The sequence below is a fragment of the Nostoc sp. WHI genome (assembly GCF_015714725.1).
GTDB lineage: Bacteria > Cyanobacteriota > Cyanobacteriia > Cyanobacteriales > Nostocaceae > Nostoc.
Genome location: NZ_WBKM01000212.1, coordinates 1 through 11,847, shown reverse-complemented (window position 1 = coordinate 11,847; position 11,847 = coordinate 1). Strand labels below are relative to the sequence as shown.

The 11,847-nt window shown below is 41.7% G+C and carries 10 protein-coding genes; 7 read left to right on the top strand and 3 right to left on the bottom strand.

Annotated features, from left to right (window positions below; genetic code table 11):
* Positions 1 to 426: 426 nt before the first annotated feature.
* A complete protein-coding gene (locus F8S12_RS21130) occupies positions 427 to 2,535 on the bottom strand; it encodes a caspase, EACC1-associated type (RefSeq protein WP_196518126.1) in 2,109 nt (702 codons plus the stop codon).
* Positions 2,504 to 2,674, bottom strand: coding sequence for a hypothetical protein (locus F8S12_RS21125; RefSeq protein ID WP_196518118.1), 171 nt, complete (start codon positions 2,672 to 2,674; stop codon positions 2,504 to 2,506). The genes F8S12_RS21130 and F8S12_RS21125 overlap by 32 nt, the downstream gene beginning before the upstream one ends.
* A 141-nt stretch (positions 2,675 to 2,815) precedes the next feature.
* On the opposite strand from F8S12_RS21125, the gene dnaN reads away from it, so the two are divergent.
* Positions 2,816 to 3,979 carry a DNA polymerase III subunit beta gene (gene dnaN, locus F8S12_RS21120; RefSeq protein ID WP_196518116.1) on the top strand — a complete coding sequence of 388 codons (1,164 nt, stop codon included), beginning with the start codon at positions 2,816 to 2,818 and terminating at the stop codon, positions 3,977 to 3,979.
* 294 nt (positions 3,980 to 4,273) lie between these two features.
* Positions 4,274 to 5,353 (top strand): class II fructose-bisphosphate aldolase, encoded by a 1,080-nt coding sequence (fba, locus tag F8S12_RS21115; protein WP_196518114.1) that lies wholly within the window; start codon positions 4,274 to 4,276, stop codon positions 5,351 to 5,353.
* 212 nt (positions 5,354 to 5,565) lie between these two features.
* Here the strand turns inward: fba and F8S12_RS21110 are convergent, their stop codons facing one another.
* Entirely contained in the window at positions 5,566 to 6,378 is an 813-nt protein-coding gene (locus F8S12_RS21110) for a carbon-nitrogen hydrolase family protein (RefSeq protein ID WP_196518112.1), read from the bottom strand.
* A 402-nt stretch (positions 6,379 to 6,780) separates the two neighbouring features.
* Here F8S12_RS21110 and F8S12_RS21105 point away from each other — a divergent pair, with 402 nt between their 5' ends.
* From F8S12_RS21105 to F8S12_RS21085, 5 genes are all read left to right on the top strand, one after another.
* A complete protein-coding gene (locus F8S12_RS21105; protein WP_442946817.1) occupies positions 6,781 to 7,008 on the top strand; it encodes a hypothetical protein in 228 nt (75 codons plus the stop codon).
* Positions 7,009 to 7,299: 291 nt separating this feature from the next.
* Positions 7,300 to 8,061: a beta-carotene ketolase CrtW gene (gene crtW, locus F8S12_RS21100; RefSeq protein ID WP_196518109.1), complete on the top strand. Its 762-nt coding sequence runs from the start codon at positions 7,300 to 7,302 to the stop codon at positions 8,059 to 8,061.
* An 87-nt stretch (positions 8,062 to 8,148) separates the two neighbouring features.
* Complete coding sequence (cofG, locus tag F8S12_RS21095) at positions 8,149 to 9,129, top strand: 7,8-didemethyl-8-hydroxy-5-deazariboflavin synthase subunit CofG (RefSeq protein ID WP_196518107.1); 981 nt, start codon at positions 8,149 to 8,151, stop codon at positions 9,127 to 9,129.
* A 373-nt stretch (positions 9,130 to 9,502) separates the two neighbouring features.
* Positions 9,503 to 10,828 (top strand): AAA family ATPase, encoded by a 1,326-nt coding sequence (locus F8S12_RS21090; protein WP_196518104.1) that lies wholly within the window; start codon positions 9,503 to 9,505, stop codon positions 10,826 to 10,828.
* Positions 10,825 to 11,847, top strand: a 1,023-nt coding sequence (locus F8S12_RS21085; protein WP_196518102.1) for a tetratricopeptide repeat protein, incomplete at its 3' end; no start/stop codon positions are given. The genes F8S12_RS21090 and F8S12_RS21085, both read left to right, overlap by 4 nt.

Genomic DNA, 11,847 nt, shown 5'->3' with positions numbered 1-11,847 from the left:
CTTCTACATTTACAAAAAATGCTTAAACGTTTCTTATATAGCGGCATGCATAAGTTGCAAAGGTTTAAATTTTGACAGATAAAATAGAGTGCATTACGGCTTTAACCCAACCCACCGTGCTATCTAGTGATGCGTTAGACGCTCATATCGAGTTTGTCGTGAAAAATCATCTCGAAATATGCAGTACTTATACCATTTCACTTTAATAATGATAGGACTTACGCAAAAGTACACGCTGTAGGGGCAATTCATGAATTGCCCCTACCGTGCGGGTTTACAACAATCAAAGAATGATTCATAAAAACCTGAAACGACGTATTTACGTTGATACACAACATAATTCTTTTGTACAGTGCGTAAGTCCTATAATCGTACAGAGCGCGAGAAAAAGAAGAAAAGCGAAGAGTGCAAAAGTGTAAAGGGCTATTAAGTCCTAAAGGAAGCGGCAACCACAACCCGAAAACCTACGTTGCTGAACCAGCCGCCACCCAAGCTTTTATACCGATTCGCCGAACGGGAATACATTGGAAGGTCTGACCACGAACCACCACGCACCAATCGATTATCATTATAAATTTTCCAAGGGCTACCATCTGTTGGTGTTCCCTTATAATTTTCGTGCCAATCATCCTGACACCATTCCCAAATATTACCATGCATATCAAATAAACCAAAGGAGTTTGGTGGAAAACTTCCGACATCTGTTGTTTGCTCACGAAATTCCCCCTTAGTTCCTTGAGCATAATTACCTGGGTATAATGTTCCTTGATAATCCCAATCTGTCCCCCGATAATTCGCTAAATCAGTCGTAATCGTTTCACCAAAATAAAATGGGGTAGTAGTTCTGGCACGACAGGCATATTCCCATTCTGCCTCACTAGCCAAGCGATAGCCCTTACCTGTCTTGTTAGACAATCTGGCACAAAACTCAATTGCATCATCCCAAGAAACACGCTCAACAGGTCGATTAGCGCCTTTGAAGTTGGATGGTTCAGGATTTAAATCAATATTTACCTTTTTAAGCGCGGCTACAATAGCCCATTGGCTTTGTGTAACTGGAAATTTACCCATAAAAAAGGGTTGAACGGCAACAGTATGCTGTGGACTTTCAGAATCACGTCGTTCTAGCTCATTCTCTGGGGAACCCATCAAGAATTTACCACCAGGAATTGCAACCATTTCCAGAACTACGCCATTGCCCAAATGTTCTGAGAAAAACTTGGCTCGTTGGCGACTGCGATTAATTTCATAGGTTTTTCCTAAGCCAAATAATCCTGATTTTATAGTTATGGTAGCCGTGTCGAACTCAAAGAACTCCAACGGCTGAGTTTGAATACTTGGGGGAGATGGCGGTTGAGAGACAGTTTTAGATAATTCTCTGTCTGGGGATTTTTGTGATTCGTGCTGTCTTTGATATTGCGCTTTTTCTCGTTCTTGTTCTTTTTGCTGTCGCTCATATTCAGTTTGTTTTCGGGCAAGGACTCTTTGTTTAATGGCAGCAATATCTTCATCCCTTAATCCTAGATGTTTCTGATATTCTTGCAATTCCTCCTCATTAAAAGAATATTCTTCATTGACTGCACGAGTCAACGCTCCTTCATACTGAACTCGTTTCCGCTCATACTCCAGATATGGTTGCAGAACTTCTTCTCGGATTGCCTTTGCCTCATCTTCAGATAGCCCCCAATCAATTCGTTGAGATTCCAGCATTTCCAAAACAAAGACAGAAAATTTACCCTTACCTAACTGGGCGCGGCTTTCCACTTGCTTACGGTATTTCAGTTTGGGATCATCCTTTGGCGACTTTGCCAATAGAATCTTATGACCTTCTTCAACTGGGTAGAATTTGGGGGTCATTGCCGGTGAAACTTCTTGCACTTTGATACTGGCGTACTCATGCAGTTCATCAATGGAAATCCAGCCATCAGCATCTTTATCGGCTGCGCCTGTTTCAATACCTTCAACTAAAAAGCGGGTGTAGATGGAGAGTTCTGAGCCTTGTTGCTCAAAGGAATATTGGACAGAAGTGGAAGAAGTGAGGATTGCCCTGCCTCTACCGCCTAGTTGCTCTTGCAGGTTAATCATACCAGCATCTTTGACGCTCATCCCTTCAGCGATCGCTCCACTAAAGCAACAGTCTAGAATTATAACTTGTCTTTGCGATCGGCTATCGTTAATATTGTCGTGCAAAACACTAGCTGCAATTGCTGAAGGCGTTACCAGCTTGCCTTTTTGTGTTTTAGTAGCACGAGTTGATAGATAAAGTTTGCCTCGATCATCTTTAATTCCATGCCCAGAAAAGTAGAATAGCAGCAAGTCATCCTTCTCGCGGTTGCTAAAAAGATGGTAGGTAGCATCTTCTATTTCCTGTCTTTGGGAATTTTTCAGCACTGTGATGTCCGTTACTGCAAAGCCACCCATTTCTGGGTTTACTAAAACTCGCTGCATCGCCTCGACATCTTTAACAGCACTAGGTAGGGGGTTTAATCCCGATTCATACTCACTAACCCCTATTAGCAGCGCTACCTTTGCCATCTTTACTATCTTGTGTATTTTTTGTATTTTTCAGAAAATCCTGAGCTTGCTGCATAGTAAATTCAAATTCCTTGCGACTGCTAGCTTTGAACATTAGATGTGGTTGCCATGTAAAGCATCTCAGTGGTGTTAATAACATCTTTAATAAATTGTAATAGGTTTTAAATATCAAACCAAACAAGATCACTGCTATAGGACAATAGGCTTGGGAATTAAAAAACAGCGATCGCCTATGAACAATAAGGATGTTAGGATATCTGTCACCAGCTGAATCTGACTTATGAAATTAGTTTGCTCCCAAAGCGACCTCAGTACAAATCTCTCACTCGTTAGTCGTGCAGTACCCTCACGACCAACTCATCCAGTACTTGCCAATGTGCTGCTCCAAGCGGATGCTGAAACTAACCAAGTCAGCTTAACAGCCTTTGATCTCAGCTTGGGAATCCGCACCAGCTTTAACGCAGAGGTTTGGCAAGGAGGTGCGATCGCACTTCCTGCTAAGTTACTTGTAGATATCACCTCTCGTCTTCCAGAAGGCGAAATCACTCTAGATGATGAATCAGCCCTCACAGGTGTAACACCCGGTGGAGAAGGTTTAATTGTTACACTCACACCCAAGAGTGGACATTACCAAGTCCGGGCAATGAGTCCTGAAGAATTTCCCGAACTACCTGTAATTGAAAATACGGAAGTAATCAATCTCACTACCACCGCATTAATTGAGGGCTTACGTGGTTCATTATTTGCTACCAGTGCAGATGAAACCAAGCAAGTACTTACCGGGGTGCATTTAACAGTTAAACAAGACACTTTAGAATTTGCAGCTACCGACGGACACCGCCTAGCAGTAGTCGAAACTAGCAACGAACGTCCTCTAGGCGGAACCAGTCAACTAGAGGTAACGGTGCCAGCTAGAGCATTGCGCGAACTCCAACGAATGCTAGCTCATAACGCCTCATCAGATGAACCTGTAGCTTTATATTTTGATCAAGGTCAAGTTGTGTTTGCGTGGCAAAATCAACGCTTGACTAGTCGCACATTAGAAGGACAATATCCTGCTTATCGACAATTAATTCCCCGCCAATTTGAGCGACAAGTGACAATTGAACGGCGACAATTCGTTAGCACTTTGGAGCGGATTGCTGTGCTAGCTGACCAGAAAAATAATATTGTTAAGGTCAGTATTGACAGTGAAGCTCAAGAAATTACTTTATCTTGTGAAGCTCAAGATGTGGGTAGTGGTAGGGAGTCAATGCCGGCGCAGATATCTGGGGAGAATATAGAAATTGCTTTTAATATTAAGTATTTGATGGAAGGCTTGAAAGAGTTACCATCTTCTGAAATTCAAATGCATTTGAATCAAAGCCTGACTCCGGTGATTTTTACGCCACTGGGGGGGTTGAAAATGACTTATTTAGCTATGCCTGTGCAGCTTAGAAGTTAAAGATGATCTATCTCACGCAGAGGCGCAGAGGCGCAGAGAGTATAAAGCGATCGCACCCAGATGAAGATTTGGGATAGCGCGCTACCAAAGCTGCTATCCTTGGGGTAGCTAAGTCTACAGCAGTATAAAGCAACTATAAGGCATATTTATAGTAATTATGGCGTAAACTTTTTCAACATAGATACACTACACTAGCTATAATTTCCTATAAGTTGAAAAAACTCTTAAGATTTAGCGTTATTATTACGCTTCTCTCACACATACTAGCTGACAACCACATTAGGAGGACTATCTATGGCGCTTGTACCACTGCGGCTGTTGTTGGATCACGCAGCTGAAAACGGTTACGGCATCCCAGCTTTCAACGTTAACAATTTGGAGCAGATTCAGGCGATCCTGAAGGCTGCTGTGGAGACAGATAGCCCCGTAATTTTGCAAGCTTCTCGTGGCGCTCGTGCTTATGCTGGAGAAAACTTCCTCCGCCACCTGATTTTGGCAGCAGTAGAAACCTATCCTCAGATTCCCATTGTCATGCACCAAGATCATGGTAATGCGCCTGCTACCTGCTACTCAGCAATGAAGAACAACTTCACTAGCGTGATGATGGATGGTTCTTTAGAAGCTGACGCTAAGACCCCTGCAAGCTTTGAATACAACGTCAGTGTTACCCGCGAAGTTGTAAATGTAGCTCATGCTTTAGGTGTCAGCGTTGAAGGTGAACTCGGTTGTTTGGGTTCTCTAGAAACTGGTGCTGGCGAAGCTGAAGATGGTCACGGTTTTGAGGGTACACTCGATCACTCTCAACTGCTAACCGATCCCGATGAAGCTGTTGACTTCGTAGAAGCAACCCAAGTAGATGCTTTGGCTGTTGCCATTGGCACAAGCCACGGTGCTTACAAGTTCACTCGCAAGCCGACTGGCGAAATTTTGGCCATCAGCCGCATTGAAGAAATTCACCGCCGTCTGCCTAACACCCACTTGGTAATGCACGGTTCTTCTTCTGTACCCGAAGATTTGCTTGCAATAATTAACCAATATGGTGGTGCAATTCCTGAAACCTACGGTGTACCTGTAGAAGAAATCCAAAAAGGTATTAAGAGTGGTGTACGTAAAGTAAACATCGACACCGACAACCGTCTAGCAATTACTGCTGCTGTACGTGAAGCTTTGGCTAAAAAACCAGAGGAGTTTGACCCCCGTCACTTCCTCAAGCCTTCTATTACATATATGCAGAAGGTTTGTGCTGAACGCTATCAGCAATTTGGCACAGCTGGCAATGCAAGCAAGATCAAGCAGGTTTCTTTAGAAGATTTTGCTGCTAAGTATGCTAAAGGTGAACTAAATGTTGTTACCAAGGCAGCTGCTAAAGTTTAATTCTGACAACAAATAAATAGCCGCACAGTGCTACTATTCTCTTAGAAGACTGAGGATTCTAATATCGGCATAAACCGGGTGGTTGCCCGGTTTTTTGTTTTATTTATAGGGATGGGGCATTGGGCAAAAACAGTTCCGAGTTCCGAGTTCTGAGTAAAGAAGTGAGATTCCCAACTCAGCACTCAGCACTCAGCACTCCTGCTCCCCAGTGCCTAAAATACCCGATGCTGTAAAGAAGGCATTTGACGGCGGACTTGTTCGATCCTAGTGGGGTTAATTTCAGCGATCGCAATTCCCGGCTTTTCCCCAGCATCGGCTAAAATTACGCCCCAAGGGTCGATAATAACGGCGTGTCCGTGGGTTAGACGGCGGGCGTAGTTATTACCTGTTTGGGCAGGGGCAATAACATAGGCAGTATTTTCGATGGCTCTGGCTTGTAATAGTACTTGCCAATGGTCTTTGCCAGTAAAAGCGGTAAAGGCGGCAGGAATAAACATAACATCAGATCCCTTCTCTGCCAGATGACGGTACAGTTCCGGGAAGCGGACATCATAACAAATAGAAAGTCCTAAATTACCAAGTTTTTCTGAGAAATAGACGGGGGGTAGTTGCGTACCAGCCACAACAGTACTCGATTCACGATAAGTGTTGCCGTCGGGGACATCAACATCAAATAGATGTACTTTGTAGTAACGAGCAAGTTCTTCACCGCTTGGGTCGATGAGTAGAGTGGTATTGTAAACTTTGCCTGTATTATCTACGGGAAGTGGAAAGCTGCCGCCCAAGATGGTAACTTGAAAGCGTTGAGCCATTTTTTTGAGAAATTTTTCACTTTCAAGAGCGATCGCATCCCCTTGCGCGAGTTTATCTTTTTCTTCTCCCATATAGGAAAAATTTTCTGGTAAACCCACCAATTCAGCACCTTGACGCACGGCAAGCTCTATTAATTCTTCTGCCTGTGTCAAATTTTTATGCAGATCGGGTACACTTGTCAATTGAATAGCGGCGGCTAAATAAGACTTCATAGATTCAACAACGAACAGTTTATTTATGGGCGAGAGATTATCAAAATATATCTCTACTTCAACATTTATGGAACTTAATTAGAAATACATCAGCGTTGCTTTTCTTTAACAGACTTGTTTTAGGGAGCATCTCACTTTTTCAAGTGGCTCAAACCGACAATAATCCATTGAGGTAAGCACAGCGATGGGCGATTCTTCAACCCTTGCCGTGAAACCAACTTTATCAAACCAGGAAACAGCCGATACAAAGACTGCGAGAAATTCGCCGAACGAACCATTACTCCCGATAGGCTTGTTTATACTTTAATACTACAGATTTAGTACCACAGACAGATAGCTCTACTTTACTTTATTGGTTAAATACGATAATAAATGTAATTTAATTCCTTAGGAAAATCAACAATGGGACTATACCCAACTGATACAACAGAAAATGCATCCAATGGCAAGGATCGTAATACTTTAGAGTTGGGGTTTAATCCTCAGTCCAAACTTTGGAACAGTGGATTGGCTATAGTCGGTTTTGTCGCTTACCTAACTTTGGAATCTCAACGGCTACAGCGTAATGTGAGAATTACTCCACTTCATACCCTACTCTCACCGCTAATTATGTTACTGTCTTTTTCCTAGACTTCAGCTGTTTAGAAAGTACCATAGAAAGAATACGGGTCATTATAATTACTACTATCATCAGTATTAGTACTTGAGCTACCCAGTCTTTCAGCCTAAAACAGTTTTTGGTAGGGCAGTTGCATGTATAGTAATAATTAAAGTATCTTAATAATTAGAAACATTTTTAGAGTATTGGCACTGTCCAATGGAAAACACTAACCACTAAGAGGGTTTTTGGCTGGTAGTTAGTAATTTTTGTCGTGACTATATTTTAGAAATTTTCACCTGAATACTAGGCGGAGTAAAAACGTGATCCAGTTAGAACAACAACCCAGTCATCAAACAAAACTGACCCCAGTGGTGAAAAGTAAATCTCAATTTAAAGGACTTTTCATTGCTATTGTCATTGTTAGCATCTGGGTCGTTAGCCTGAGTTTATTACTTTCTCTTGACATCTCCAAGTTAAAATTGTGGATGTTATCGCCTGTTATACTATGGCAAACATTTTTATATACGGGATTATTTATTACATCTCATGATGCTATGCATGGGGTAGTGTTTCCTCAAAACACCAAGATTAATCATTTTATTGGGATATTAACCTTATCTCTTTATGGTCTTTTACCATACAAAAAGTTATTAAAAAAGCATAGGTTACACCACCACAATCCAGCAACTCAAATAGACCCAGATTTTCACGATGGTAAACACCAAAACTTTTTTGCTTGGTATTTTCATTTTATGAAGGGTTATTGGAGTTGGGGACAAATAATTGCCTTAAGCACTATTTATAACTTTGCTAACCATATACTCTATATGCCGAGTGACAATCTAACCTACTTTTGGGTGATTCCCTCGCTTTTAAGTTCACTACAATTATTTTATTTTGGTACTTTCCTCCCTCATAGCGAACCAAGAGAAGGTTATATTCAGCCTCATTGCGCCCAAACAATTAGCCGTCCAATTTGGTGGTCATTTATCACATGCTATCATTTCGGCTACCACGAAGAACATCACGAGTATCCCCATGTTTCTTGGTGGCAGTTACCAGAAGTTTACAAAATAAAATAGTTCTTGTTTATCTAATTATTATGGCAACAATAGTAATATGACAATCTATATAGTTTGAGCAAGGCATTCTTTTAGATTATCCTGGTCATGACAATTAATAATTCTCGTCTTGTCACCTATAGCCCTGCTTATACAATCGTTCCCACTTACGAGTGCTTTAATCGGTGTAGTTACTGCAACTTTCGTAGTGAGCCGGGTAAAAGTCCCTGGATGAGTCTTTCAGATGCAACCAGTATTTTAAAACCACTTCAAAGCGAAAAAATCTGTGAAATTCTCATCCTCAGTGGTGAAGTGCATCCCCATTCGCCAAGGCGTCAGGCGTGGTTTGGGCGGATTTATGATTTGTGTGAATTAGCGCTTTCAATGGGGTTTTTACCGCACACAAATGCAGGGCCTCTGAGTTTTGAGGAGATGCAAAAGCTCAAGGATGTAAATGTTTCGATGGGGCTGATGTTGGAACAGTTAACGCCAACATTGTTAAATAGTGTACATCAGTACGCACCGAGTAAATTACCAGAAGTCCGTTTACAACAATTGCAATGGGCGGGAGAGTTGCAGATTCCCTTTACAACTGGGTTGCTGTTGGGAATTGGAGAAACTGTAGATGATTGGTGGGAAACTTTGGAAGCTATATCTGACTTGCATCAACGTTATCGCCACATTCAAGAAGTTATCCTACAACCTCATAGTCCAGGACATCAGCAAACTTTTGATGCACCACCTTTTAACCCCCATCAATTACCAGAAGTAATTGCTAAAGCGCGTCAGATTTTACCGTCAGATATTACTATTCAAATTCCGCCAAATTTAGTTAAAGATGATCGATGGTTACTCGCTTGTATCGAAGCTGGTGCGCGAGATTTGGGCGGAATTGGGCCAAAAGATGAAGTGAATCCTGATTATCCGCATATTCAGAAACAGGCATTAAGAGAAATTTTACAACCTGCGGGGTGGGAATTGGTGAGCCGTTTGCCAGTTTACCCGCAATTTGATAGCTGGTTGTCGGACGAATTACAAACATCTGTAAAACACTGGCGCAAGACTCTAACCCCAGTTTCTCTTTTGTAAGAACAGGGAAGTAGAGATTTTCCCATCTCGTAGTAGTTTTTTTTGCTCATGAGTAAGTAGCTGGACAAAAATATTTACAGTCATTGCGAACGAAGTGAAGCAATCGCAAAAGTTTAGGATTGCTTCACTTCGTTCGCAATGAGATTATGTAATTAATTCTGCCTGACTACTTATTTGAGGTGCGCTCATCCACCTTTGAACTCCGTTGACGAGTCTTTGAACTGGATGCATCCACCTTTGAACTCCGTTAACGAGTCTTTGAACTGGATGCATCCACCTTTGAACTCCGTTGACGAGTCTTTGAGGTGGATAAATGCACCTCAATTCTCTATAATCTCGATTATTATAAGCATCATTGCTATATTTTTTACCTATGGTTAATAGTACTGACTTACTCGCAAACCTCTACAACGCCTTTAACCCTTTTGATCCCTTACCCGCAGGTGATCCAAAATATGTAGATTGTCAGGATGTGCGGGGAGATGCGGATATTTTGCAAGAGTTGGGAAATCGGATGCAACGATCAAATACAAATACTTGCCAATTGTATTCTGGTCATCGGGGTGCGGGGAAGTCTACAGAACTACTCAGGTTAAAAAGCTATTTAGAAAATCGGCAATTTTATGTCGTCTATTTTGCGGCTGATGAAGAGGATATCGATTCTGAAGATGCTCAATATACAGATATTCTCCTCGCCTGTACCCGCCATTTGCTCAAAGATTTAAAAGAAATTGCTAGTCCTCGCCCCATACTCAACTGGTTAAAAAGCCGTTGGGAAGATTTAAAAGATTTGGCGCAGACTCCCATAGAGTTTGAAAGTCTAGAAGTAGAAGCCCAACTTGCTCAGTTTGCCAAGTTGACCGCAAATTTAAGAGCTGTTCCTGGATTACGCCAGAAGATTCGCCAAAAAATTGATCCTTACACCATTACTTTAATTCAGGTGTTAAATGAGTTTCTGAAGGATGCAAAACAGCACTTACCTAATAGCTACAAAAAACTGGCGGTAATTGTCGATAACTTAGACCGGATGGTGTTAGTCAAAGACGCAGAAGGCACCAACCATGAGGAAATCTTTTTAGACCGCAGCGAACAACTCAAAGCTTTAGATTGCCATTTGATTTACACCATCCCCATTTCAATGCTTTATTCTGGCAGGGCAACAGACCTCACAGTGAACTACGGCGAACCCCAAATTTTGCCGATGATTATGGTAAACACTCTCAAGGGTGAAGTTTACCAGCCAGGACTCAAGAAAGTTAAAGAAGTAATTAAGAAGCGAGTCCGGGGAATTGCACCCGAACTATCACTAGAAACAGAAATTTTCGATAGTCCCCAAACCTTAGACACACTTTGTTTGATGAGTGGAGGTCATGTGAGGAGTTTGCTATTGTTAACTCAAGATGCCATTGGACGCACTGAAGAGTTACCTGTTTCCGAAAAGGCGGTGCGACGAGCAATTACTCAAGCCAGAGATACTTATCGCCGCGCTGTGGAAAATGATCAATGGTCTCTGTTAGCGGAAGTTTCCCTTTCTAAGCGCATTATTAATGCTGACTTGTATCGGAGTTTGATGTATAACCGTTGTCTTTTAGAATACCGCTATTTGGATGAAGATGAAGAGATGCAGCGTTGGTATGATATTCATCCATTGATTCGAGGAATTCCAGAATTTAAAGAAGCCGTAGCGAAACTTTCATGAGTCCAAATTTAAGTGATTGGGATGATGATTTACCCCCAGAACCAGAAGAAGCTTATCAAGACTTGCTTCGCGCACTGAAGCGTAAATCAGGATTTGGTTTGTTTTTTGTCCAATGTACACCTGGGGAAGCAGACAAGTTTATTGTCAAACTTCCCCAGGAGATTCCGCAGAAGAAGATTGCAGTGCTGCGTTTTGTCGAGTCGATTGATAATTTATATCAGCCAGTAGCAGAGTTTGTTAAAGACAAGCGAGTTGATATTTTATTGATTAAAGGTTTGGAATATTCTTTATATAAGTATGAAAAAAGAAGTTTTGGCGAAATTACTGAAGGACAATTTAGTAATTTAACCAGTGTTCCGCATATTTTAAATCACTTAAACCAACAGCGAGAACGCTTTAGAGATGATTTTCCTATTACCTTTGTTTTTCTTTTGCGTTCATTTTCGATAAACTATTTTATTCATCGCGCCCCAGATTTTTTTGATTGGCGCTCTGGGGTGTTTGAATTGCCGACAACACCAGAATTAGTAGAACAAGAATCAAATCGTCTACTGTTGGAAGGAGACTATGAGGAATATTTGAAACTGAGTCCAGAACAAAAAATTGAGAAAGTCTTGGAAATTCAAGAGTTGCTGACAGAAAAACATCAGCTAGATAACCAGAAGCCAAGGTTACTATTTGAACTAGGAAATTTATTATCTACTGCTAATGAATACGAAGCAGCGATCGCATCCTACGACCAAGCACTGAAATTTAAACCAGATTTACACGAAGCTTGGTACAATCGGGGCATTGCGCTACGCAATTTAGGACGCAATGAAGAAGCGATCGCATCCTACGACCAAGCGCTGAAATTTAAACCAGATAAACACGAAGCTTGGAACAATCGGGGCTATGCGCTAGGCAATTTAGGACGCTTTGAAGAAGCGATCGCATCCTACGACCAAGCGCTGAAATTTAAACCAGATAAACACGAAGCTTGGAACAATCGGGGCTATGCGCTAGGCAATTTAGGACGC

Excerpts from the sequence above, each read along its gene's own strand:
- F8S12_RS21110 (WP_196518112.1), bottom strand. The coding sequence starts at position 6,378 with ATGAAGTCTTATTTAGCCGCCGCTATTCAATTGACAAGTGTACCCGAT.
- F8S12_RS21105 (WP_442946817.1), top strand. The coding sequence starts at position 6,781 with ATGGGACTATACCCAACTGATACAACAGAAAATGCATCCAATGGCAAG.
- F8S12_RS21090 (WP_196518104.1), top strand. The coding sequence starts at position 9,503 with ATGGTTAATAGTACTGACTTACTCGCAAACCTCTACAACGCCTTTAAC.
- F8S12_RS21130 (WP_196518126.1), bottom strand. The coding sequence starts at position 2,535 with ATGGCAAAGGTAGCGCTGCTAATAGGGGTTAGTGAGTATGAATCGGGA.
- dnaN (WP_196518116.1), top strand. The coding sequence starts at position 2,816 with ATGAAATTAGTTTGCTCCCAAAGCGACCTCAGTACAAATCTCTCACTC.
- fba (WP_196518114.1), top strand. The coding sequence starts at position 4,274 with ATGGCGCTTGTACCACTGCGGCTGTTGTTGGATCACGCAGCTGAAAAC.
- cofG (WP_196518107.1), top strand. The coding sequence starts at position 8,149 with ATGACAATTAATAATTCTCGTCTTGTCACCTATAGCCCTGCTTATACA.
- F8S12_RS21125 (WP_196518118.1), bottom strand. The coding sequence starts at position 2,674 with ATGTTATTAACACCACTGAGATGCTTTACATGGCAACCACATCTAATG.